Source organism: Prosthecobacter sp. (genome assembly GCF_044373815.1).
Lineage (GTDB): Bacteria > Verrucomicrobiota > Verrucomicrobiia > Verrucomicrobiales > Verrucomicrobiaceae > Prosthecobacter.
The window spans coordinates 1-24,066 of record NZ_JBIPNG010000046.1; the positions used below are offsets into that span (position 1 = coordinate 1).

Genomic DNA, 24,066 nt, shown 5'->3' on the forward strand with positions numbered 1-24,066 from the left:
ACCAGCGGTACTGATGCCATCAACATGGCCATGGGTATGCTCGCGTCCGGCGCATTGGCCATCTTTTGAAAGATCATCAGCGCCATGCCGAAGGCGAGAATAAACCACAGCGCGTTGGCTCCCTCGAAACCGGCGATGCCCTGCTGGGAATCGCGGCCTTCGTTGGTTTCGTGCAGTTTGACGCCTTGTTGTTCCATGGTCTGATCGCCGAAAAGTAACAATGGCCTCCCAGCCCTGATGTACCCATCAGGGCACATCAGGGAGAGAGCTCCATTGCCAGGGAATTAGTTGCCCATGTCGATGGAATCCACGTCGCTGGAACCGCCGGCGGTGGAGAACATGACCTTGGTGATGATGAAGGCGAGACCGCCGATGCCGGCGCCCACCAGCCCGTAAAGCACGCGCTCAGTGTTGCCCATCATGAACATGACCGCCGAGAACAGCAGGCCGCCAAAGGCCAGCACCAGACCGACGAGGTTGAGGATGTTGATGATGCCGCTGAACTTGCTGGTCAGGTCGCTGGAGGAAGCGGCGAGTGGCATCGTGAAGCGCAGGATGTTGGTGCCAAGAGTGGTGATGGCAATGGAGTTCATTTCTGTGGGTGATGAATAGTTTGATGTTTTGGAGTTCAGCTCGCGGCGCGTGAGCACCATCTGCTGGCCGTGTAGTAACCAAACCGCTGCCTGCTGTGACAGGATTTATTCATCACCGCTGTTCCCGCGGTCTATTCCCGGCTCACCAAAGCATTGCGCAGCGCGGTCAGCTCCTCCTGAACCATCTCATCGGTCGGTGCGGCCAGCGTGCCAGCCACCAGATCTCGCATGATTTCCCGAAAACGTTTTCTCAAACGTGAGATGGACTGGCGCACGGCATCATGGGTCATGCCCAGACGTGCGGCCAGTTCTGCATCGTTCCCCGAACCCGCCAGGGTGGGGTCCAGCCGGGGGCGCAGAAGTTGGAACTGATCCTTCTTGCCCGCCGCCTCCTGCTCCTGGGCCAGTTGCTCCACTGTCGCCTCGATGATGCGTAAAGCACACATGCGCTGGTAGATCATCTCAGGAGTACGATGGTCCGGTGGCTGGATGGAAAGCTCGTCCTCCGCCTGCGAAGCTTCGATGGACAATATCTCTTTGCCACCGCCGCGTTTTAGCGCCGAGGCCTGCCGCTGCCAGTGCTTGATATGCCGGCTGAAAGCCGTGAGCAGGTAGTTCCGCATCTTTCCCAGCGCCGCGTCTGCCGTGGTGAATAAAGCTTTTTCCAATACAAAACTAAAGAAGCTCTGCGTCATGTCTTCCGCATCCGCCGGAGACAGGCCTTGAAAGCGCGCATACGAGTAGATCGGACGCCAGTAAATCTTGCACAATTCGTCCAGTGCCAGCCTGCCTGTACCTACGTCTCCCCCTTCGCGCAGGGCCAGCACCATGCTCCAGCGTGTAACTGGGAAAGCGCCATGATGGGTTGGAGGAGTCTTGGCCATGAACAGTTATCAGAGAGCACTTTTATACGTTCTTGAAACTCTGGATGTCGAAAAAAATCAGTCACACAAAGACTGATGTTTGGATAACTCAGGCATGCCACTGGCTCCACTTCAACTGCAGGCACGAGCGCGGTCTCAAACTCTGCAAATATTCTCCTGCGAAATCCCTGACTGATGAGTGCCACTTCACCCGGACCGGATGCCGGTGACAACTCCCACACTCAGATAAGATCTTCCGTATTGCAGGGTCTCAATCCCGTCGGCCTCATGGAAGGCGTGCTTGGCGGCCAGGCCACCGACTGGGAGCCGCCGCTCGCGGAAGAACTCGAGTCTTGCTTCCCCGGTTACACCGATTTCCGCTTCATTGATCGCGGTGGCATGGGTGCCGTATACTCCGCCATGCAAAACTCCCTTGAGCGCCGTGTGGCGGTGAAGATCCTCCCACCGGACCTCGGCAAGGACGCGCTCTTCGTGGACGGATTTCATCGTGAGGCACGCCTGCTGGCCCGGCTGCAGCATCCGAACATCGTCGCGGTGTATGATTTTGGCCGCAATGCCCTGGGGCACCTTTTCATTGTGATGGAGTACGTGCATGGCACCTCGCTCTTTGAGATCCTCAAGCAGGAGCAGCTGCCCCTGCCTCGCGTGCTGGAGATCATCGCCCAAGTCTGTGAAGGACTGCAGTTCGCCCATGACCACGGCGTCATTCACCGCGACATCAAGCCCACGAACATCCTCATCGACGGACGCAACAGCGTACGCGTGGCGGACTTCGGACTGGCCAAGCTGGTTAAGGCGGAATCCACCACCACGACGCAGACACGCAGTTCCCTCATCATGGGCACCCCCGTCTATGCCGCGCCGGAACAGCGCCGGCCGAACGCATCGGTCGATCACCGCGTGGACATCTTCAGCGTGGGAGTGACTCTCTATGAAATGATCACCGGCCACTTTCCGGTGGGCGTCTTCGAGCCTCCCTCCAAAAAAGCCGGCAGCCCTCCTGCATTGGATAAAATCATCACCAAAGCGCTGCGCGAGAGTCCGGCAGACCGCTACCAAAACGCGGCAGAGCTCAAGAAAGCCATCAAACAGACCTCTGACCGCATCACCCAGCCCGCCATCCAGCGCACCATCGTCAATCGGCCGATTATTTCCATGATGACCACCGTCATCGTCACGACTGGGCTCATCTATTTGTTCGACGAAGTAAACAGGCAGGTGCTGCAGAAAATGCGCCCGGCAGCAGCGCCGCTGCTCCAAAACGTCGCTGTGGTCCCGCTAAACGGTACCTTCTCCCTGCTCAACAACCGCATGACCTGGCTTCAGGCACAGGCCCAGATGAAGAATATGCCCGACGTCGAACTGGCCAGCGTGCACTCTGCCACAGAGCTTACAGAGCTGAACAAGTTGTTCGATGAGCACGGCATCCACTCCGACGTCTGGACCGGCGGCATGCAGGCGGAAACGGGAGCCCCCTTTGCGTGGTCGGACCGTAGCCGCTGGGATTTCGAAGCCTGGATGCCTGCCGCCGCTGATCCACCCGTGGTCGTCACCGAAGTCCAGGCGAAAAACAACGGCACCCTGCGCACCGCCCGGGGCGACACCCCGGACTGGATCGAAGTGCACAACCCAGGCTCCCAGCCTGTGGACCTGACCGGCTGGAAACTCATCCATTACCAGGGCCGGGAACTTGTTGAGGACCGCCTTGGTGCTTACATAAAGCCCGGACCCTCCGGCCTGGTGCTGGCCCCCGGCGAGTACCGCGTCATCTTTTGCAGCGCCATCTCAGAAGACGAAGCTGACCGCCCTCAGTTCCACTTCCGGCTCGAAGCCGAGTACGGACGCATCGGCTGGGCCGACCCGCGAGGCCGCTTGATCCAGATGTTCAACAGCGCTTGGAGCAGTTTTCCAAGCGACACTTCCATCTCTTCCGACACCGCCGGGCAGACTTGGGGAGTAAGCACCAAACCCAGCCCCGGCCAGCCCAATCCCCCGCCTGCACGCCCGCTCAAACTCAGCTCATCTCCAAAACCCGAACGGAAGGCGGTCATGCTCCTGCCCCAGTTCGGTGGCCGCTGGACCACCAGCCCTCTGGACCGCTTGGCGCTGCCTCTTATCCGGCACAAGAAAAAGTAGGCCCCTCAGCCCCATACTATTCTGGGGAGAGGGTTTCCCATGAGGTTGCAGAGTTTCAGCTTCAGCGGTTGGCCAGATCCACCAGCTTGTCATTCATGTCGCGCATGCGCTTGGAAAGACAGGTGGTGATGCGCGTCAGCAGTCGATAGGCCACCTTCGGACTGGCCGTGTGCAGCCGGTCCAAACTGTCACGTGTGATGAGCCAGACCTCGGAGTCAGAGGCGGCACGCACGGTGGCGCTAGCTGGACCGGGATCATAGATGCTCACCTCGCCCAGCGAATCTCCGGCTTCCAGCACTGCCACGACTTGATCAGCTCCATCCACCTCCTGCAGCACTTCCAGCTTTCCTTTCAGCACCAGATAGAGATGGTCATTTTCATCCCCCTGACGGATGACGACATCGCCCGGCTGGTAGGAGCGCGAGTCTCCGAAGCTGGAAAGCAGCGTGAGTTCGTTGGCATTGAAGTTGGCTAAAAGTGGAGTGAGGGACGGCATGGATGGTTGATTTTTACTACGGTCAGAGAGTTGGTGGGGACGAGTCGTTGTCGGTGGGGATCACTTCCACCAGTCCGGGATCTTCCCGGCGCCATCCATGGCAGGAATGCGCAGGCGGACTTTCTTTTTGGACGGATGGATGATCCAGGCCGTGGCGTCCGGCATCTTCATGAGCTCGCCGGGCTGCACTTCGTAATCCCATTCTTTGTTCACGGTCTTGCTGCTGTCTTTGCCCAGGAAACCTGAGGACTTGGAAACTTTCTTCGTCTCCACCTTGGCGATGAATTCTGCCACAGCCTGCGCTCCTTCAGGGTCAGGCTGGCGGAAGGCGATTCGTGAGCGGCAGTTCAGCGTGAGCACCTGCGCCGTTTCCTTGCCGAGCACCGGGAACAAAGAGGCATCACTCTGCATGCCGAGGATGAGGCAGCAGTTCGCCGCACGCAGACGGTCGATCACATTATGGTCGGAGATGCCGTCCTCACTCGCGGTGGCCAGCGCTTGAAACTCATCCATCAGCGCGATCAGCAGGTTCTCCGTCTTGCGCTCCTTCTTCGGCTTGTCGAAACGCATCATCGCATGAGTGTAGAACAGCAGCTTGATGTAGGTGTTGATATAGCGCCGCTCGGTCTGGAAGGTCTGCGGCATCGCCGTGCAGAACACGCGCCCCTTGTCCACATCGGTGATGTCGATGGTGTTGGGCAGGTCGGAGCAGAAGATCTCCGCGATGTCCGGGTGCGTGAAGAACCCCAGCATGACCTTCAGCGTGCCCACGAGGCCTTCCTTCTGCTCCGCCGCCTGCGCATTGAGGAAGGTCTGGTCGAAGTACTTCGCCAGTTTGATGCGCTCCGGCGTGCTCTCCGCATCCAGCAGTTCGTTGAAGAGCGCCTCCATGTTCGACTTGTCTGTGAGGAACTCGTAGGCCCGCAGCACGTTCACCGGCTTGCCCAGAGTTTCCAGCAGCTCAAAGGCACAGGTCAGCGCCTGCTGCGCAGCCGGTTTGAAGAAGGAAGACTGCTCCCCCTCCGTCAGCGAGGCCCCCGTATCCACAAGGTTCTTCGCATGAGTGGTGTAGGGCAGACGAGGGTCTGAGACGAGATTGTAGCGCTCCTTGGGCTGCCATTTGCGGTCCAGCCGGTCCGGGCGCACCATCAGCACGCACACCGCCTCCGGCCGGCCATGACCGGTGAAGTGCTCCAGCGCAAAGAAATGCTCGTCCCCCTTGGCACCGAGGATGAGGCCGCGCCAGTTCGGCCGGCTCACGCTGATCTGGTGCAGCAGCGGATTGAATCCCGAAGTCGTCTTCCCCACGCCCGTGTCTCCCGTGATCAGCCAATGACGCGTGAACTCCCCCGGCAGCCACTTGAGGTTCTTGTACTTCACAATGTAGTCCTTCTTGGAGAAATCCGGCTGCCACTTCAGCAGCACCATCGCCCCCAGCACACACAGGAAGGCCACCCCTCCCGTGACTTCATTGATGCTGTCATACTGAAATACATACCAGATGCCAAAGGTGGCGATGCCGACGGCGACGAGAAATTTGAGGAAGGAGAACATGCTGGGAAGGGCGCTGCATGGGTGCTAGCCCAAAGGCCACACTTTGTGACGCTGTTTTCATCCGCGTGTCACAGTTTGAAATGCGGCGGCTAATTCCTGGCGAACGACCCCACACACGCCATGCCCAGAGCCGATTTTGAAACTCACCCAGTCATCCAGCAAGGAACGTACCAGACCGCAGACAATGAGGGCGTCATGCAGGCGAACGTAACATACGTGGCCAGCGCCTTGGGCGACAATGTCATGGGAGCCGGCGGCCAGACGGGTGGCGTGATAAAATACCAGCGTAACTACAGCCGCTCCAAGGACCGGGAAGCGGACAGTGAGTCCCCACGCCTTTACGCAGATCGCGAACACGCCGAACGGCACGAGCAGGATAGACACATGCTGACGCGCGCTGTGGCGTCCAGTGCGCTGGACAAAGTGGTTGGCCTGAATGCCATCACGGAGGAAAAGTTCGGGGTGGATGCAAATGGTCGAGCTTTTGGCCTTAGTGTGATGGCGGACGGAGAAGGCGTGCAGAGCAACTACAGGGTCAATCCCGGCGAGGATAAAGTGCCCTGTGTACTTGAGGCCAACTACAGGAGTCCGGTCACCCAGCGGGGTCTTTCAGACCTGGAAGTCTCCGACTATCTCAGCGGGCAGCTGGACCGCCATACTGGCAACATCTTCGTGGATCCTGCATCTGGAAAGGTGACTGGCATCGACAACGATCTTGCCTTCCCCTCGATGAACCGCGAAGACATCCTGCAACGCGAGAGTACGAATTGGGGAGCTACTGACTCCAAGGCAGTGGCTGGCTTCCCCCGACAGATGCATGAGGACACGAAGGCAAAGATCCTGGCCGTCTCTCCGGCGGAACTGCGCGCCACCCTGAGCGGCATCGTGGCACCAGATGCCACCGAAAACCAGCCCGGTCGCCTGACTCCGGCGGAAATCGATGGCGCATGCGAGCGGCTGGCGGCCCTTCAGGCGGAGCTGCGCAGCCCCGACTGCGGCATCCAGGTGGTACCTGAGTTCAACGATGCCACGTATGATGCCGCCGTGGACGCGCAAAAAGCCGCTTTTGATAACGTGCGCTGGAAAAATGCCGACGCGGGGCAGACCTTTGACAATTGCACTGCGGGCGGGATTTGCGATCTGGCACCAAAAACCTCCTATCTCGGGGCGGTTGTCCTGAAAGAAAAGCAGACCGCTGTTTATATCGCAACGGAGCAGCAGCGGAATCTGGAGCGTCAGGCGGAGGGGCTGCCGCCCCAGCCAATGCCCGTCGGCGTGCGACCGGCGGTCACTGCACCCAAGGCCGCCCTCAATCAGGCATACGCAGAATATACCAAGATGGCGGAAGTGGCCAAACAGGCCATCAAGACCGATCCCACCCTCCTTGCCAGCCCGGCGGACGCCCGGCAGATCATGGGCATCAAGGAGCAGATGAACGAGGTGAAGGCCAAGATCGCCCACTATGACAACGAAACAGCCAAGCTGGAGCGGGGCGGCCTGGGTGCAAAGTTCCGCAGCCTTGCCAGTGGTGGCACAGAAGGTCGCAAGGAGTTTTACGCGGACAAAAAGCTGGCCGCTCAGCAGGATCTCGCTGCCTTGGGCCGCCAGCTCGACGCCGCCGCCGCTGAGGCCGTGCCCGTGGCCATGAAACAGCAGTTGATGAATGATGCCCAGGCAGTGGTGGCCGCCAGACAGCCTGTGGTAGCTCAGAACAATGCCGTGCAGCAGCCGGTGGCGGTCCAGCCCAACCCCGCCCTCGCCGGCATGGTTCCAAACCATCCGGCACCGCCCCCCCCGGGCCAGTTCAATCATCCTCCGCCTTCAGACATGGCGCCTGCAATCCCCGATCAGGACAATCTGGCCCAAAATAACGACCAGCCCAAGGCTGCCAAGACCAAGATCGCCGCCAAGAACAAGGAAGAGGACCTGACCGTCAAAGCTGCCGAGGACGAGTTGGAAGTCTCCGATCCAGATGACCTCGATGCCGACGTGGAGGTGGAGGTCGAAGTGAAAAAGGAAGGCCTGTCCAAAGCACCCAGCGTGGCTGAAATGCTCAAGCGCACCAACAGCGCCCCCCAGCTAGGCGGTCACAAAGCGGCTCAGGGAGTCAGTGGAGAAGAGCCCAAACCCGCAGGCAACAGCCTCCGCGCCAGCGGGAACTGGCAGGCGGCCAAACCCTCCGGCCCCAAGCCCGGTGGTGGCTCGCTCTCCGCTTCCCAGCATTGATCTGTCCAAGGAGGCCATGACAAGGCGCCGCCGCCGGATTCAGCCAGCCGGCATTGCTGCCATCCATTCGCTCATCTGCATCTTTTCGCGGTGAGCGGATTTTTTCAGCACCGCGTCACATGGCTAAAGAGGAAGGCTACTTCGGTCCATGGAACACACTACCCAACCCAGCACCTCCTCACACAAGCGTCCCTTGCTTGCCTTCATGATCCTCCTCTTCGGCGCAGGCTGCCTCTTCCTGCTCTACCTCTGGTGGACGCCGCCACTGAAAATGAACCACGGCAAAGAGAGCACGACCAGCGCACCCACACCTCCCGAACACTCGCGTTCCGACTATTCGGATGCTTCGCTGCTGCGCGACCAGTGCCGCAAAATCATCAGCGCCCTGCGCGGCTTCCACTCGCACCAGCACGGTTATCCTTTGCCAGCCGGAACTGCGTTCGACGAGAAGACCGCCTATCCCATCACTCAGGCCATGGTCGCCGCCATTGGAGGTGTTGATTCGGCATTGAACCCCTCGCAGGTCAATTACTTCAAGCCCTGGGAGCTTTCCACCTCGACCTTGAGCGGGCTCAAAGCCGGCCATTTCTTCGCCACCTTTGATTTCAACGCTGACGGCCACGTTCCCAACCCCGCGTCACCAGGCAAGAGCATCCAGCAGGATGTACTCGTCTGGCATGCCGGCAAAGACGGCGATCTCACCACCTGGGACGACAACGTTTTCGCTTGGGTCACTGAGTAGCTCACATAAATCCTCCAACAAAACCGCCCACAAAGCGGTCAAACCACCTCCCGTTGCAGCAAAAGTTGAATGACACTCCTGTTCACCGGCATAAATTAGCGCCTCGCTCAATACTCGTTTCATGGACATCCCCCCCTCAAGCAGTCCGGCAGCAGGCGCGGCAGAAGATTTTGATCAAACGATCAGGGTCCGCACTCCGGCATCAGGCGCTGTCTATTTCAACCGCTACCGCCTGAACCGCGTTCTGGGACGTGGCGGCATGGGCGTCGTGTGGCTCGCAGACGACTTGAAGCTTGAGCGCCCGGTGGCTCTGAAGTTTCTCCCCAGCCTGATTGGCCTCGATCCCACTGCGGTCAAAGAACTCAAAACCGAGACACGTCGCGGCCTTGAGCTTTCTCATCCAAACATCGTGCGAATTTACGACTTTGTGGACGATGAGGATGAGGCCGCCATTTCGATGGAATTTGTGGATGGCAAAACGCTTTCCGAACTGCGTGCCACCACCGACCATGGAGTCTTCACCACCGAGCAGGTGGCCAAATGGCTCCCAGGCGTCTGCGAGGCACTCGATTACGCGCACTTTCAGCGCAAGGTCGTCCACCGTGACCTCAAGCCCTCGAACATCATGGCTATGAGCATGGATGACACGGCCAAGATCGCCGACTTCGGCATTGCCCGCAGTATCTCCGACACCATGCAGCGGCTTTCCATTTCCCAGCTCGGAGTCAGCGGCACCCTGCCCTACATGAGCCCGCAGCAGGCCATGGGAGAGCGCCCCGCACCCACAGATGACGTGTACTCTCTCGGAGCCACCATCTATGAGCTGCTTTCCGGCAAGCCGCCCTTTTATCGCGGAGACATCCCTTCCCAGCTCACCTCCAAAATCCCTTCCACGATGATTGAGCGCCGTGAAGAGCTGGAGATCAAGGCGAGCGATCGCATTCCCAAGGAGTGGGAGGCCGTCATCGCCGCCTGCCTTCACAAAGATCCAAATCTGCGCCCTCCCAGCGCTGGCAAGCTCCTCGAACTGCTCGGCTTAAAATCCAATACCAACGTCACCACCCAGCCCTTCATCCCACCGAAGGCCCAGCACAAAAGCCACACCCCGGTCTATGCCGCTGCTGCCGTGGCGGTGCTGGCTGCCGGAGCAGCGTTTTATTTTAAATCCACCACTCCACAGCCTGCTCCTGCCGTGGCGGCAGCACCTGCGACTCCAACACCGGATGTGGCGCCGAAAGCCACGGTTGCGGTCGCCCCCTTGCTGACGGCAGCACCCGCTGCCCCAGCGCCGGATGCTGCGCCGAAAACCCCGGATCCCGCTGTGCCGATGCTGACATCAGCACCTGCTGCCCCAGCATCAGCCCTCGTCACTCCGGTCACACCTCCAGCAACTCCTGCGGCACCACCACCTGCGGCTCCTACGACGGCGGCAGCACCACCCGCTCCTCCAGTGCAGCCAGTGACGCAGGACATGCCGGCTACCGCACCATCAGTGATCGCCGCCGCACAGCCTCCTGCTGCGATGATCCAGCCTCCCGTGTCCGAGCCCCCGGAAGGATTCTGGTCCATCGAACGCATTTTCCCCACTCCACCGCAGACCACCTACTCTGAGCCTGGCCGCCGTCACCTGATCTATGAAGTGCAGCGCGTTCTGAAAGAGAAGTCCCTCTACAGCTCCACTCAGGATGGCAAGGAAGGCAAAAGCACGCATAACGCCATCATCCTCTACCAGGCCAAAAACGGACTCCTTCCCAATGGCCTGCTCGATGGCCCCACCCTTGCCTCCCTGGCTTTGATGGACAAGCCCGATGAGCCGCAATGGAAATCGCCGTCGTCATCGGTGGCCGGTTCGTCCTCACGCAGAAAGTCCACCCCCAAGGAAGAGCCCAATTTGTTGCAGCGTGCCGGCAAATCCATCGGCCGCTTCTTCAATCGGGACTGAGCAGCTCACCGCGGCGGCACTTCGTCATCATCGCGCAGATGCGGTGGTTGGCCGTGCAGCCTCCCACTCCTTCAGCCTGCGCTCCCACTCGGCCTGTTCGTGCTCGTCAGCCACGGGCGAATTCGCCTCGGCGGCCAGTTTCCAAAAGCTGATGAAGCTCACAAAAAGGAGCCTTTCCTTCTCCGGTGGTCGTCCCGATGAAGGTTTGTCGAACCACCCCTGGGCGGCCGTTTCATACTCGGCCAGGGCCGGGGCAAAATCACTGCGCGCCGTCAGCAGATCTCCCAGCCGGCGGTGCAGTTCCATCACCCGCCAGGTCTCCGCCTGGGTCTGACAGACTTCGGCAATGGCGTCGCGCAGCGCTTGTTCAGATTCACGGAACTGGCGCTTGATCCGCAGCGTCTCGCTCAGGGATATCCATGCGTCCGCCAGTCGTGATTCATGTCCGGCAGACTGCGCCATGCTGACGGCGCGCTTCGCTGCCTCCTCGCCGCCTGGGCACCCGGACACGGTGCAAGCCAGCGTGGCATGGGCGATCAAGGCGTTGAGCAGCTTCGAATGTTCTTGGCCGAATTGTTCTTCGCAAATGCGGATGCGTTCAGCGGAGGCCGCCAGTGCTTTCTCATAATGCGCAGGCTTGCGCGTCAGGTCGGCCATCATGTGCAGCAAATAAACCCGCTGCTCCACAAAGGCGTCGTCAGACGGCAGCATTTGGATGGCATTCCCCAGTACCCCCACCGCTTCCGGCAGACGGCCGGCGATCTTTAAAATCTCCGCCTGATCCCGCAGCCAGACAGCTTTTTCCACCGGATCGGAATCATCCTTCTCAGCCATCACTTCCGCCATCAGCACCACCGCCTCCTGCCGCTGGCCCTTGCGTGAAAGCGCCCGTGCCAGTTCCTTGCGCACTTGCAGGACCTGTTCGCAGATTGGTGGGTTGTTTGCGGCCAGCGCTTGATAGCCAGCAAGCGCCTGCCGCAGCACTTCCACTGCCTTTCCCGGTTCCCCCTGCCCGATGTATCTCCACCCAAGCGTGTACAGCGCATCCAGCGCCGGTTTCGAATGCTCGCCCTCAGTTTGTTTCAGCAGCTCCCACTGGCGCAGCAGCCAGGGCTGAGCACGAGCAGGCTCCTCCAGCGTCACGTAGAGGTGCGCCAGCTGCTCCGCCAGCTGCGCCTCCGCCCGGGGCTGGTTGGCAAACCGTGACATGCCTGCCGCATATTCATCCGCGAGCTTGCGCAGCAGTTGTGTGTTCATCCCCACCTTCACATGCTTGCGCGCATTGTTGATCAGGTCTTTGAGCTGCGCGCTGACCTGCAGCGCCAGGTCGGCCTTGCTCCGCGCCTCCAGCATCTGGCGCTGCACCTCCTGCCTCTGCACTTCCTCCCGCTCCAGCGCCCACCAGGTGGCCGCTATGCCTCCAGCCAGTGACACCGCCACCGCTGCCGCCGTGCTCACCGCACCGCGGTTTCGCGCCAGCCACTTTTGAAACTGGTACGTGATTCCGGGCGGCCCGGCGGACACCGGCTCATTGCGCAGGTAATGCTGCACATCCTCGGCCAGATTCAGCACCGTGGGGTAGCGCAGCTCACGGTTCTTCTGCAGCGCCCGCAGCGTGATCCAGTCCAGTTCGCCGCGCAGCTCCCGTGAGAGTGCTCTGGCATTGGAGCAAAGCGGCTTGGGCAGCCGCAGCACACGCTGGCTGGGCACCTCGGTTTCGTTGTGGCGCACCTGCTCCAGAAGTTCGGGCAGCGGCGGTTCATTGCCCGCTTCAGCGGGAATCGGCGTCGTTCCCGTCAGAAGTTCGTACAGCAGCACCCCCAGCGCATACACGTCCGTGCGGATGTCCACATCCAGGCTGCTCAGACAGGCCTGCTCCGGACTCATGTAGCGCGGAGTACCCAGTACCATGCCAACCAGGGTCGCATCCGCTCTTCCTGCCAGATCCCCTTCCAGCGCCTTCGCGATCCCAAAATCGATCACCTTCACCAGCGGCCGGCCATCCACTTCCACCACCATCACATTCGAGGGTTTCAGATCCCGGTGCAGAATGCCGCGCTGATGCGCATGCTGCACCGCCATGCACGCCTGCACAAAGATTTCCAGCCGTTCGCGCACCGGCAGCTTCCGCTTCTGGCACCATTGCGTGACGGCGGCTCCTGACACCACCTCCATCACAAAATACGTTCTGCCATCCGGCAGCTCCCCGGCATCAAACACGGCGGCGATGTGCGGGTGCTCCATGCGCGCCAGCACCTGATGCTCACGCTCGAACCGAGCCGCCACCGGCTGCGTGAGCAGTCCAGGACGAACAATCTTGATCGCCACCTCCCGTTTCACCGGCTTCGTCTGCTCGGCATGCCACACCTGTCCCGCTCCGCCTTCACCTAGAACAGAACGCAGAATGTAGCGCCCCCCGATGATCTCCCCGGCCTGCTCAGGACTCTGCAGACACTTCGGGTCCATTGAGTCGATGGTCGTCACGTCTGCCATGGCCAGATCAAACAACCCGGCTTCAGATTTGCGATTGGGAGGTGTTTCGCTCGTGGTGGCCATGAGGTGCCGGATCAAAAGGTGCGTTGCAGCGGTGGATCAAAGGTCATGACCGTCATACGTGGTTGGATGCCGGCATTCTCCAGTGGTGCTCCCGGTGGGATTCGAACCCGCAACCAAGGGATTATGAGTCCCCTGCTCTAACCGTTGAGCTACAGGAGCGTGCGCACGGAGCGTACGATTATGCATCGCACAGAACACGCGGCAACTGATGATCTCGCTGCCTCCATTGTAGGCCACCATACAAAACCCTGCCGCCCCTCGTCAAAACGCCTCACCTTATAGGGTCTGAAAGACCCACGGACTCAGCCAAGGGCGCAGAAGCGAAGCGACAAGCCCTGGGTCACATAAGCCACCGCACATCGTTGCTTCAACCGCGCTGAAGTTGATGCTTTTTCCAACTCATAGTTGTGGGACGACGCAACCGTCTGCAACAGCAAGGATTGATTCTGCGTTTCACCTCGCATGAAAAGCCTCCTGGCATGTTCAATGATCGTCACGTTTTGGCTTGGGACGCTCGCCCGGGCCGACACCGACGTTTCCGCCGCCGCCGCTGAAATTGACGCGCTTCTGGCGCGTGACTGGGCGGCTAACAACTTGACGCCCAACGCCCCGGCGGATGACAACGTTTTCGTGCGCCGCATCTATCTGGATGTGGTGGGCCGCATTCCCACCACGCGTGAGGCTGAGGAGTTTCTGGCTTCCAGAGAAGAGGGAAGGCGGGCGGCACTGATCGACAAGCTCCTCGATTCCGAGGGCTATGTGCAGAACTACTTCCATTACTGGGCGGATGTGCTGCGTGTACAATCCAAGGCCCAGCGAACGGGCCCAGCGTATGTTCATTTCGTCAAGGATGCCCTGCGCAGCAACAAGCCATACGACATGTTCGTGCGGGAGATGATCGCCGGAGAGGGCAAGACCTGGTCCGATGGTGCGATTGGCTACTACAAACGTGATCGTGGCATGCCCTTGGACAACACGGCAAGCACGGTGCGCGTCTTCCTGGGCACCCGCATCGAGTGCGCCCAGTGCCACAATCACCCCTTTGACAAGTGGACACAGAAGCAGTTCTACGAGATGGCGGCCTTCACCTATGGCGCGGAGATCAGAGACTACGGCGGCGGTGTCGTGGGCGGCATCAGCGACCTTGTGCGTGATCAAGGCATGGCCATTCATACCATGTTCAAACAGCCTGAATGGCCCAAAAACACGGCCTCCGTGGCCGACCGCCTCGCTTACTGGGCGGAGGTGGAGAAAGTGAGGCGAGCACGCCAGGAGGCTGAGGAGGCCTTGCACCAGGCTGAGCGTTTATACAATCAGGCCCTGTATCGTGGCAACCCGCACTATCCCAAGGTGACCTTTGACGAGAGGCGCAAGGTCACTCTGCCAAAGGATTACCGGTATGACGATGCGAAGCCCAAATCCGTCGTCGAAGCGGCTGCCATGATGGGCCATGCATGCACTCCTCTGCCAGGTGAAACACGGGTCCAGGCCTACGCACGCTGGCTGGCGAATCCCGACAACGACCGCTTCAACAAGGTCGTGGTCAATCGCCTGTGGAAAAAGGCCTTCGGCCTCGCCCTGATCGAGCCGCTCGACGATCTCACGGACAATACCGTGGCGGTGAATCCCGAATTGTTGAGCCATCTTGAAAAGCTGATGGTGAGCCTGAAATACGACATGAAGGCGTATCTGCGCATCCTTTTCAACACAAGCACCTACCAGCGCCAAGCATCACATGAAGAGCTGACGCCCGGGACTGCCTGCCACTTCACCGGCCCGCTGCTGCGCCGCATGACCGCCGAGCAACTGTGGGACAGCTTTGTGACGCTGATCAACCCGAATCCCGACATGCTAAACATGGCCGCCCGCGAATACTTGGAGCAGCGCAGGCTGACGGTGGGAAAAATCGCCGACCCGGCTGAGACGCTCAAGAGCATTCAAGCGGCCGCCAAGAAGTACCAGGAGCAGCCGGAAGGTGTGGAGACCATGAAGAAGCTGATGGCGGAGGCCCGCGATGAGGCCAAAAAATACCAATCCATCGCCGCCAAAGTCACCGGACCTGAAAAAAAGGCTGCCATCACCCGCGCTGCTGAGTGCAATGCGAAAGTTAAATCCATCAACCGTGAGATCACGGCCCTTTATAGCAATGCCCGCCGCACCGTCATGACGGAAGTGATCATTCCCGGCCAAAAAAAGCTGTTCGAAAAGGTCACCGGCAAGCCCTTCGCAACCATTGCTTATGAACCCAATCGGGAGGTTCCGATTCAAGCCGCCCCCAGTGCCGGCATGCAGGCGGCCGGCGCTGCCAACGACGAGCACACGATGGCCCCTGGAGATGGCAAGATCAAGACGACCAAGGCGGAGGCCGCCGAAGCTGAGATAAAGGCCTGGAGCGAAGAGGCCATGTACTATGCCATCCCCCGGAAGCAATGGCGGGACTACTACAGTTCGCGGGCCAGGCAGTCCCGCCAGTGGCTGCGCGCCGCAGAAATCGAAAGCCCCGCCCCGCGCGGTCATTTCCTGCGCGAATTTGGCCAGAGCGACCGGGAATTCATCGAGAACAGCAACAGTGAAGCCTCCGTCCCCCAGGCTCTGGTATTGATGAATGGGGAGCTCCTGCCGCAAATTGTTGCCCGCTACAGCCAGCTCATGCTCACCGTGGGCAGGGCCCGGTCTGCCGACGAAAGAATCGACGCCGCTTATATGGCCGTGCTTTCCCGCAAGCCCACCGCCAGGGAAAAAGACCTTTGCCTTCAGGCCCAGGACAAGGGCCTCAGCACCGTGGAGGACCTGATCTACGCACTGATCAACACCCGGCAGTTCATCTTCAATCAGTAAGTAACTGCCGTCGGCGTTCTCCCATCGGGCCAACCCTGCCAAGACTCAGCAGGCAAGACCGCCGGCGTTCGGTTGTAAACCTGGGCGACTTGATCGTTCGGGGTGTTGGTCAAAATCGAATACCTTCTTTGCGCATCGTCGTCACAGCATCAATGCCGCATCCTGTAGCTGGCCACGCCCCTATATGGACTGCGGTCGCGCAGTGAGGAACGAACGCAGCTACCGCTTTCGACGGACTGGATGACGCTCGAGTGCCAGAAAATGCTCGAAAGCGGCAGCCGATGATTCTTCGCATGCCGGTCACCTCACGCACACCACAAGACGCCCGAAAGCAGCAGCCAGTGCCGAACACCCTGCAGAATGCCTCCTCAAGGCACCGCACAGCACCGGGTCTGAAAGACCCACGGACTCAGCCCAGGGCGCAGGAGCGCAGCGACAAGCCCTGGGTCTCATGAGCCACCACGCATCATCACTTCAGGAAGCGCCCTGAAGGGGCGCGGGTGCACGTTATTCCGCTCCACCATACCGCCGTCCATGCCGAACATGGACGGACTGCATTAGGCGACTTTCTCCGCCTCAATATCAAACAGGAAGTCGAAGTCTTCCTTCTCCAGCAGGTTGGTGAAGCCGCCTTCGCCCAGCACGTTGTTGACCATGAGGTTCTTCTTGTGCTGCAGGGTCATGATCTTCTCCTCGATCGTGCTCTTCGTCAGCATGCGGTAGGCCATGACGGGCTGCGTCTGGCCGATACGATGCGCTCGGTCAATCGCCTGATTCTCCACCGCAGGGTTCCACCATGGATCGTACAGGATGACGTAGGACGCGGCGGTCAGATTCAGACCGCTGCCGCCGGCTTTAAGGGACAGCAGGAACACACTGGCGTTTTCATCTTCCTGGAAGGCTTTGACGATTCCCGCACGGTCCGTGCTGGCTCCGGTGAGCCAGTGGTAGGGCAGCTTCATTTCTTCCAGCTTCGTGCGGATGATCTTCAGCATGGAGACAAACTGGCTGAAGAGCAGCACCTTGTGGCCTTCATCATGCAGTCCCTGGATCACTTCCAGGGTGGAGGTCAGCTTGGCGCTCTCTTCATTCTCCGCCGTTTTGTCCACGAGACCCGGATGGCAGCAGATCTGCCGCAGGCGCGTGAGGGCTTGCAGAATGGCAAAGCGGCGGCGGTTCACCATGTCAAAGCCGGAGCTGTTCAGCACCATGTGCTGCGCACGGGCCAGCTCCTCTTTGTAGAGCTCTGCCTGACGGCCGCTCATCTCGCTGAGCAGGTTTTCTTCACTGCGCGAAGGCAGGTCACGGGCCACCTGGGATTTCGTGCGGCGTAGCAGGAACGGACGCAGACGCGCAGCGAGGCGCTCCGAGGCACGCGGATCTTTGCGACGGTCAAAGTGGCGGTGGAAGTAGGCGCGCTCACCCAGGGCTCCGGGTGTGGCAAAGGTCATCAGACTCCAAAGATCGAGCAGGCGGTTTTCCAGCGGCGTACCCGTCAGCACCAGACGGTTGTCGGCACGAATCTGGCGCGCTGCCTTGGCGGCCTTCGAGTCCGGATTCTTGATGTGCTGGCCTTCGTCGAGAATCGCTGCAAGCCAGCGGACGGCAGCAAGTTCGCCATCAAAACCACGCATCTGCGCGTAGTTCATCACCACCACGTCGATCTGCGTCATCACCAGGTTCAGATCGAACAGATCGCGGTCATGCAGCACAAGCACCCGCAGATCCGGCGAGCCTTTTTTAAACTCCAGCGCCCAGACGTCGAGCACCGATTTCGGGCAGACAACGAGCACGGGCAGGTGCGGGCCGTCGGCCTTTTTGCGTGAGCGCAGCCACAGCACCCACGTGATGGCCTGCAGGGTTTTACCCAGACCCATGTCATCCGCCAGGATGCCGCCGAATCGATTCGAAGTCAGGTAGGTCAGGAAATGGAAACCATCGACCTGATAAGGGCGCAGCGTGACGTTCAACCCCTCGGGGACGTCAGGGCGCGCATCGAGCTTCGCCTCTTCCATGCGTTCGACGATCTTGCTCCAGGCCTTCGGATTGACGATCTCCGCTGCATTCTCCTGCGCGAGCTGCCGCCAGTGCAGGCGATGGGACTCGTCGCTGTTCTCATTGAGGTCAATGCCGAGACGGTCGAGCATCTCCTGCTGCTCATCGCTGAGCTCCAGCTTCACACGGCGCCAGCTGCCATCAGCCAGACGCACGAACTCACCCTTCGCGGCGATCAGGCGCCGGATGTCGGCGGGTTTGAGGTCCATCCCTTCGATGTCAAAAACCAGACGCAGGTCCAGCCAGTCAATGCTGCCGGCCTGGGTGGCCTCGATGCGCACGCGTGCAATCAGCGGATCCGCAAGAATGGTCTGCAGGCTTTCATCCGTCTTCAGATTGACGTTCTCAGGGAGCTGCCCGGCCCAGGCATGAAACACATCCGGGAAATCTTTCGCCATGCGCACGCGCCAGGCATCATTTTCCATGTCCCAAGTACGGCGCAGCTGGTTCATCAGCTCTTCGGCGTCGCGCAGGGCACGACGGTCGCGGCAGACAATGGTGTCGTCAGATTCAGTCGTTTTTTTTTCATCCACCGGCTGCCAGCCGGAAAAGCGCAGCATCTCACGCACGCGTCCTTCACCATCAACGGCCTCCGCCTTGAGTGTCACAAACTCCGCTCCGCTGGAGTGCGAGTTCTTGGCCAGACAGGCGGCGGTGATGTTCACGTGCAGATCTTCATGGCGCACACGGCTCTTGATCGCGTCAGGCACCGGGATGTCGATCTCACGCATGAAGGAAATGCCCTCTGCGGTGGCCAGCGCCTCAAGCGGCATGGTGACACCCGCGTCGATGCGTGACTCGTCATGCAGCCAGACTGGACCTGTGAACAAAGTGTCCGTGCTCAGATACAAGGTCTGCACCCCGCGCAGAATGCGCAGCGGCAGCGGAGCGGGAGTACCGTCCGCTGTTTCAAGCTGCAGGGTCAGATTGAGGCCGTTTTCGCTCAGGCGTGCCACCCAGCTCAAAGGCTCGGCCGCACGTTGGAAAGGCACTTCATCCAGGGTGATCATGCGCTCCTGCAACGCCGGCTGTTGGAACAGCGTCGCGAGCCATAGTGCATGGTGTTTGGATTCCAGTCGGAAGGAGTCGTTCCAGTTCTCATCGCTCTGCGACAAACAGGAGACCAGCAGCAGCTCCGAACCGCCTGAAGTCACAATGCGTCCATCGCGGTGTTCCCGGCGCAGGTTGTCGAGCAGCGCGGCATCGACCGTGGTGTACGGGGATGGCGTTTCGCCTTCAAGGCGCATCTGCAGGCGCGCATCATTCACCGTGATGAGCAGGCGGAAATCACACACACGCGGCGGCTGACGGTGGGCCTGCCGATCATCCTGACGTGAATCAATGAATTCACGAATGCGCTTCTGCCAGGTCGGCACCGTGCTGGCGTGCCGCCATTCGCGCAGGGCTTCACGGGTGCCGTCGATGTCGGACATGCCACGCAGGAAGGCCGGCACCGCGAGTCCTTTGTCCGCGAGCGCGAGAGCGATGTAGTTCCAGAACTCACGCAAGGTTTTAGGCGCTTCAGGCCACAGCGCCACGGGGTCCAGGCTCTGGATCGCCCACTTCGGATGCAGACGCACCATGTCCTGGTCAAAGATCTTGCCGGTGAGACGCACGCGTTCGTAGCGCTTCTCCATCTTGCTCAGATAATTCTCTTCATCAGGCGTCAGCGGCCGTTCGAGCTTCGCGGTGAGCAGATGCTCAAAGTCCTCTTCCTCCACCGGGATCATCGGCAGCGTGCCACGGGCCTCACGGCGCTGCAAGGCCACGAGCGTGGTGCACAGGGCCAGATTCTCCAATTCCTGATCATCATCCACGTCGGTCTCGCCGTGCCAGCCAAGCTCGCCACGCAGCCAGCGCACCTGTGCCGGGCGGTCATCCAGCCGCACCTCGGCCATCATTTCATCCTCCAGCAGTTCAAGTCCCCTCACCGCATCATCGTCCGCAAGGCGTTCTGCCTCCTGACGGGTGCGTGCGTCGAACGGTCGGAGCAGAATGGGAAGGTCGGTGATGAGGCTGGACATGCGAGGAATTGAGGCCCACGCCGGTCAGCGGCGGGGGAACCGGAGCGATAGCATGGACAGTGGCCTTTGGGAAACGAGGATTGCTGAATTTCCACATTCCCACTCCTTGTTTGACAACGCTTCCTCGTCCAAACACAGCCCATGCTCGCCCCCGTCCTCACCCCCGCAGGTTTTCTCTCCCACGAAGGCGTGGCGGAATCGGCGGCGGACAGGAAAATCGCCGCCGCCGGCTCTCCCAGCGCCATTTTCCGCGTTTTGAGCACCGATTTGCTCACCGCCGAACTGGAACCGCCATGGAAATGGCTCCGGGAGTTTGCCCAGCAGTTCTTCACCCGCCTCTGCCAGACCAAGGATGCCCTGAGTATTCCCGCCCCCTCCCTGACCGACTTCATGGCCGCGGCACCACCCTTCGCTGGCGCTGAATACCTCACTGCCGAGGTTCTCGAACACTGGTGGCTCGATCTGGCCCAGCACATCGCCCAGCTTGCCACCCAGGGCGTCGAAGCCTGGCTTCGTGAAGAATGCCCCGCCTGGCATGTCGTCGGCCGCGTGACCTTCCACCTCGCCGAAAACAAGACCGACACCCAGCGCCCCTTCGCCTTCCTGGCCACCTTCACCGAAAAACTCAGCGCCACCGGCCAGCCCCAGCACCTGCCGCTCGCACGTGCACTGCAGCTTTACTCCGGTCAAAAAGATCAAACCGCACTCAATGCCCTGTTGGCTCCCGTGCGCACCGCCGCAGAAAAATCCAAACTCCTCCGCGAGTGGCTGGAAACAAAGCGCCTCTTTCAACCCATGGCCATGTCTCCCCAGGAGGCCTTCCGCGTTCTGCGCGACACCGCCGTGTTTCAAGAGAGCGGCATCGTCATGAAACTCCCCGACTGGTGGCGCAGCGGCAAAGGCCCCCGCCCCGCCGTCTCCGTGACGATCGATGCCCCCAAGCAATCCTCCCTCCATGCCGGAGCCCTGCTCAACTTCAAAATCGCCGCCAGCTTTGAAGGCGAACCCCTCACCGACGCCGAATGGGAAAAGCTCCTCAGCGCCGACACCGGCCTCGTCTCACTCCGCGGCCGCTGGATCGAGGTCGATGGTGCCCAACTCCAGCAGGTGATGTCGCATTGGGAAAGGGTTCAGCATGCCACCGGCGAAGGCGGCATCGGTTTTCTTGACGGCATGCGCTTGCTCGCGGGCTTTGATCCACGTCTGGCAGCCGTGGAAGAAGAAAGCACAGAGGTGGTGCATGACTGGAGCGACATCGTGGCAGGCAAAAACCTTGCCGCAGTGCTCCAGCAGATGCGCGATCCCGATGCTTCGCCAGCGCCGCCCAATCTCTGCGCTACGCTGCGACCGTATCAGATCAAGGGATTCGCATGGCTGCAGTTCATGAGCCGACTTGGACTCGGCGCTTGTCTGGCTGATGACATGGGTTTGGGCAAAACGCTGCAAGTCATCGCACTGCTGCTCGCACGGCAGAAAGAGACAAAAACTCCTGGCCTGCTCATTGTCCCCGCCTCGCTCGTTGGCAACTGGAAGGCCGAAGTCGCGAAGTTCGCGCCCGATTTAAAACTCTTCATCGCACATCCGTCGCAAACCTCGCGCGAACATCTTGATCATGCGGTGCAGCATCCTGGCGAAGCACTGCGCGGTTGCGATGCGATGCTCACCACCTACCAATTTCTGCAACGCACCGAATCATGGCAGCAGCACGCGTGGAGCGTTGTCATTTTGGATGAAGCCCAGGCCATCAAGAACCCCGGCAGCAGCAGTACGAAAGCGGTGAAGCGTCTGCAGGCCACCACGCGCATTGCTTTGACGGGCACACCGGTGGAGAACCGTCCCGGTGATCTCTGGAGCCTCTTCGATTTCCTCAATCCCGGCCTGCTCGGTGGTTCCGCCGCCTTTGCGGATGCGGTGAAACGCTGCGCCAAAAGCAGCACTGGTTTTGCACCGCTGCGCAAACTGGTGCAGCCCTACATCCTGCGCCGCATGAAAACGGACCGCAGCATCATCAGTGACCTGCCCGACAAGATCGAAACCAAAGCCTTCTGCGGCCTCACCAAACGTCAGGCCACGATCTATGCGAAGCTCGTCGATCAACTCGCCAAAATGCTCGCAGACAAGGAGATGGAACCCTTCAAGCGCCAAGGTCTCGTGCTCGGCTTCCTGCTGAAGTTTAAACAGATCTGCAATCATCCAAGTCATTGGAACGGCGATGGTGCCTGGAACCCCGCAGACAGCGGCAAATTCACGCGTCTGGCGGAAATCTGCAGCGAACTCGCCGAGCGCCGCGAACGCGCGCTCATCTTCACACAGTTTCAAGAGACCTGCGATCCACTCGCCCGCTTCCTAACAACCGTCTTTGGTCGCGAGGGCCTCATCCTCCATGGCGGTACGGCAGTGAAGAAGCGCCCGCAATTGGTCGAATCCTTCCAGCAGCCCGACGGCCCGCCCTTTATGGTTATCAGCGTCAAAGCCGGAGGCACCGGCCTCAATCTCACCGCCGCCAGCCACGTCATCCACTTTGATCGCTGGTGGAACCCAGCCGTCGAAAACCAGGCCACCGACCGCGCCTTCCGCATCGGACAGAAAAAGAACGTCATGGTTCACAAATTTGTCTGCCAGGGGACCATTGAAGAACGCATCGACGCCCTGATCGAAGAAAAGATGAGCCTCGCCCACGATCTGATCACCGGTGACGGCGGAGCCGAAAAGCTGCTCACGGACATGGGGGCGGAGGAACTGTTGAGCTTCGTCGCTCTTGATGTGAACTCTGCAGTCGTGTAAAAAGACAACCATGTGGTGGTCTTACCAAGATGTTGAAGAACGAAAAAAACAGGTGCAGCGCGAGATCGCGAAGCGAAAGAAGCGTGGGGAAAAATTTGAAGTGCTGCCGGCTCCAGCGGGACAGAAAAAACTGAGCACGACGTTTTGGGGGCAGTCCTGGTGCCGCAACCTGGAGTCTTATCAGGACTATGAGTCGCGGCTTCCGCGTGGACGCAGCTACCTGCGGCAGGGTAAGGTGTACGACCTGAAGATCGAATCAGGCAGGCTCAGTGCGGTGGTGGCGGGGTCAGAGCTGTATGACACGAGCATCACCATCGAGCCGCTGCCAAAGAAGCAGTGGAAGCAGATCGTGAAATCGAGCGCAGGACAGGTCGGCTCCATGCTGGATTTGCTCGCAGGAAAACTGGGCGATGGCCTGATGAAGGTGCTCACCGATCCCGACGACGGCCTGTTTCCGAAGCCAAAAGAGATTCGCTTCATCTGCTCTTGTCCCGACCATGCGGACATGTGCAAACATGTCTCCGCCGTGCTCTACGGAGTCGGGGTGCTTCTCGACACGAAACCGGAACTGCTCTTCACCCTGCGTGGCGTGGATCAGGCGGAGTTGCTCTCCAATGCCAGCAGCGCCGCTATCACCGATCTATCCGCCTCTGAAGGTGATCTAGCCGGTGTCGACCTCTCTGCGATCTTTGGAATCGATCTGAGCGCAGATGCCGCGATTGAAGCGCCTCCACCTGCCCAAAAGAAATCCACGAAGAAAAAGGCAGTTAAGAAAGCAGCAAAAAAGGCGAAGAAAAGCTGACGACAGAAGAGGACGCCCCTTCACTTCACATGCATGACTCCGCGCATGATCACCCAGTGGCCGGGGAAGGTGCAAAGGTAGGGGTAGTCTCCGGGTGATTTGGGAGCAGTGAAACGCAGAGTCTCACTGACGTTGGGACTCAGCAGCTTGGTATGGTGCAGAATCTTGTCCGTCGGTGGGATGAAATCCTTTTTGATGCCTTCCGGGTCTTTGGCCATCTCGTTGCCGGCGAGACCGATTTCCTCCACACTTCCCGGCTGGCAAATGGCGAGGTTGTGGGCGGTGGCATCGGGATTGTTGAAGACGACGCTCACCGGCTGGCCGGGCTTCACGCTGAATTCGGTTTTGTCGAAGAGCATGCGCTCGCGCACGCAGTTGATGGTGATTTTGGCGATACCGGGCTGTTTGTCGAAAGCGGTTTCTTCGACGGTCTT

At 60.0% G+C, this 24,066-nt stretch carries 15 protein-coding genes, 1 tRNA gene and 1 pseudogene; 7 read left to right on the forward strand and 10 right to left on the reverse strand.

From position 1 onward, the window contains the following. The 3 genes from ACIREA_RS06210 to ACIREA_RS06220 form a co-directional block, all read right to left on the reverse strand. The coding region (locus tag ACIREA_RS06210; protein ID WP_397381394.1) for a hypothetical protein at positions 1-197 on the reverse strand (197 nt) is incomplete at its 3' end. Positions 198-284: 87 nt separating this feature from the next. Beyond that, positions 285-593, reverse strand: a complete 309-nt coding sequence (locus ACIREA_RS06215; protein WP_397381395.1) for a hypothetical protein — start codon at positions 591-593, stop codon at positions 285-287. Positions 594-724: 131 nt separating this feature from the next. Next, positions 725-1,477 (reverse strand): RNA polymerase sigma factor, encoded by a 753-nt coding sequence (locus ACIREA_RS06220; protein ID WP_397381396.1) that lies wholly within the window; start codon positions 1,475-1,477, stop codon positions 725-727. Between the two features lie 174 nt (positions 1,478-1,651). Between ACIREA_RS06220 and ACIREA_RS06225 the strand changes: the two genes are divergently transcribed. Then, the gene (locus tag ACIREA_RS06225; protein ID WP_397381397.1) at positions 1,652-3,613 is read left to right on the forward strand and encodes a protein kinase; all 1,962 of its coding nucleotides are present in this window, start codon (positions 1,652-1,654) and stop codon (positions 3,611-3,613) included. 61 nt (positions 3,614-3,674) lie between these two features. On the opposite strand, the gene ACIREA_RS06230 is transcribed toward ACIREA_RS06225, so the two are convergent. Both ACIREA_RS06230 and ACIREA_RS06235 read right to left on the reverse strand, forming a co-directional pair. After that, a complete protein-coding gene (locus ACIREA_RS06230) occupies positions 3,675-4,109 on the reverse strand; it encodes a cyclic nucleotide-binding domain-containing protein (protein WP_397381398.1) in 435 nt (144 codons plus the stop codon). Positions 4,110-4,169: 60 nt separating this feature from the next. Next, positions 4,170-5,663: a type IV secretory system conjugative DNA transfer family protein gene (locus ACIREA_RS06235; protein ID WP_397381399.1), complete on the reverse strand. Its 1,494-nt coding sequence runs from the start codon at positions 5,661-5,663 to the stop codon at positions 4,170-4,172. Positions 5,664-5,783: 120 nt separating this feature from the next. On the opposite strand from ACIREA_RS06235, the gene ACIREA_RS06240 reads away from it, so the two are divergent. From ACIREA_RS06240 to ACIREA_RS06250, 3 genes are all read left to right on the forward strand, one after another. Then, the gene (locus tag ACIREA_RS06240) at positions 5,784-7,889 is read left to right on the forward strand and encodes a hypothetical protein (protein ID WP_397381400.1); all 2,106 of its coding nucleotides are present in this window, start codon (positions 5,784-5,786) and stop codon (positions 7,887-7,889) included. A 148-nt stretch (positions 7,890-8,037) separates the two neighbouring features. Continuing rightward, the gene (locus tag ACIREA_RS06245) at positions 8,038-8,631 is read left to right on the forward strand and encodes a hypothetical protein (protein WP_397381401.1); all 594 of its coding nucleotides are present in this window, start codon (positions 8,038-8,040) and stop codon (positions 8,629-8,631) included. Between the two features lie 121 nt (positions 8,632-8,752). Continuing rightward, a complete protein-coding gene (locus tag ACIREA_RS06250; protein WP_397381402.1) occupies positions 8,753-10,573 on the forward strand; it encodes a serine/threonine-protein kinase in 1,821 nt (606 codons plus the stop codon). A 27-nt stretch (positions 10,574-10,600) separates the two neighbouring features. On the opposite strand, the gene ACIREA_RS06255 is transcribed toward ACIREA_RS06250, so the two are convergent. Together ACIREA_RS06255 and ACIREA_RS06260 are read right to left on the reverse strand one after the other, a co-directional pair. Then, a complete protein-coding gene (locus tag ACIREA_RS06255; protein WP_397381403.1) occupies positions 10,601-13,129 on the reverse strand; it encodes a protein kinase in 2,529 nt (842 codons plus the stop codon). 83 nt (positions 13,130-13,212) lie between these two features. Next, positions 13,213-13,288, reverse strand: a tRNA-Ile gene (locus ACIREA_RS06260). A gap of 303 nt (positions 13,289-13,591) precedes the next feature. Between ACIREA_RS06260 and ACIREA_RS06265 the strand changes: the two genes are divergently transcribed. After that, complete coding sequence (locus tag ACIREA_RS06265; RefSeq protein ID WP_397381404.1) at positions 13,592-15,967, forward strand: DUF1549 domain-containing protein; 2,376 nt, start codon at positions 13,592-13,594, stop codon at positions 15,965-15,967. Here ACIREA_RS06265 and ACIREA_RS06270 read toward each other — a convergent pair. Together ACIREA_RS06270 and ACIREA_RS06275 are read right to left on the reverse strand one after the other, a co-directional pair. Further along, positions 15,961-16,089, reverse strand: a pseudogene (locus ACIREA_RS06270) (SOS response-associated peptidase); the annotation flags it as partial. The gene ACIREA_RS06265 and the pseudogene ACIREA_RS06270 sit on opposite strands and share 7 nt — an antisense overlap. 435 nt (positions 16,090-16,524) lie before the next feature. Further along, the gene (locus ACIREA_RS06275) at positions 16,525-20,046 is read right to left on the reverse strand and encodes a DEAD/DEAH box helicase (protein ID WP_397381405.1); all 3,522 of its coding nucleotides are present in this window, start codon (positions 20,044-20,046) and stop codon (positions 16,525-16,527) included. A gap of 141 nt (positions 20,047-20,187) precedes the next feature. On the opposite strand from ACIREA_RS06275, the gene ACIREA_RS06280 reads away from it, so the two are divergent. Then, entirely contained in the window at positions 20,188-22,830 is a 2,643-nt protein-coding gene (locus ACIREA_RS06280) for a DEAD/DEAH box helicase (protein WP_397381406.1), read from the forward strand. Positions 22,831-22,840: 10 nt separating this feature from the next. Continuing rightward, on the forward strand, positions 22,841-23,632 hold the full coding sequence (locus ACIREA_RS06285; protein ID WP_397381407.1) for a hypothetical protein: 792 nt from the start codon (positions 22,841-22,843) through the stop codon (positions 23,630-23,632). Between the two features lie 20 nt (positions 23,633-23,652). Here ACIREA_RS06285 and ACIREA_RS06290 read toward each other — a convergent pair. Then, positions 23,653-24,066: plastocyanin/azurin family copper-binding protein (locus ACIREA_RS06290; protein ID WP_397381408.1), on the reverse strand; the 414-nt coding region annotated here is incomplete at its 5' end.

Excerpts from the sequence above, each read along its gene's own strand:
- ACIREA_RS06220 (WP_397381396.1), bottom strand. The coding sequence starts at position 1,477 with ATGGCCAAGACTCCTCCAACCCATCATGGCGCTTTCCCAGTTACACGC.
- ACIREA_RS06285 (WP_397381407.1), top strand. The coding sequence starts at position 22,841 with ATGTGGTGGTCTTACCAAGATGTTGAAGAACGAAAAAAACAGGTGCAG.
- ACIREA_RS06235 (WP_397381399.1), bottom strand. The coding sequence starts at position 5,663 with ATGTTCTCCTTCCTCAAATTTCTCGTCGCCGTCGGCATCGCCACCTTT.
- ACIREA_RS06245 (WP_397381401.1), top strand. The coding sequence starts at position 8,038 with ATGGAACACACTACCCAACCCAGCACCTCCTCACACAAGCGTCCCTTG.
- ACIREA_RS06255 (WP_397381403.1), bottom strand. The coding sequence starts at position 13,129 with ATGGCCACCACGAGCGAAACACCTCCCAATCGCAAATCTGAAGCCGGG.
- ACIREA_RS06240 (WP_397381400.1), top strand. The coding sequence starts at position 5,784 with ATGCCCAGAGCCGATTTTGAAACTCACCCAGTCATCCAGCAAGGAACG.
- ACIREA_RS06265 (WP_397381404.1), top strand. The coding sequence starts at position 13,592 with ATGAAAAGCCTCCTGGCATGTTCAATGATCGTCACGTTTTGGCTTGGG.
- ACIREA_RS06275 (WP_397381405.1), bottom strand. The coding sequence starts at position 20,046 with ATGTCCAGCCTCATCACCGACCTTCCCATTCTGCTCCGACCGTTCGAC.
- ACIREA_RS06230 (WP_397381398.1), bottom strand. The coding sequence starts at position 4,109 with ATGCCGTCCCTCACTCCACTTTTAGCCAACTTCAATGCCAACGAACTC.
- ACIREA_RS06280 (WP_397381406.1), top strand. The coding sequence starts at position 20,188 with ATGCTCGCCCCCGTCCTCACCCCCGCAGGTTTTCTCTCCCACGAAGGC.
- ACIREA_RS06225 (WP_397381397.1), top strand. The coding sequence starts at position 1,652 with ATGAGTGCCACTTCACCCGGACCGGATGCCGGTGACAACTCCCACACT.
- ACIREA_RS06250 (WP_397381402.1), top strand. The coding sequence starts at position 8,753 with ATGGACATCCCCCCCTCAAGCAGTCCGGCAGCAGGCGCGGCAGAAGAT.
- ACIREA_RS06215 (WP_397381395.1), bottom strand. The coding sequence starts at position 593 with ATGAACTCCATTGCCATCACCACTCTTGGCACCAACATCCTGCGCTTC.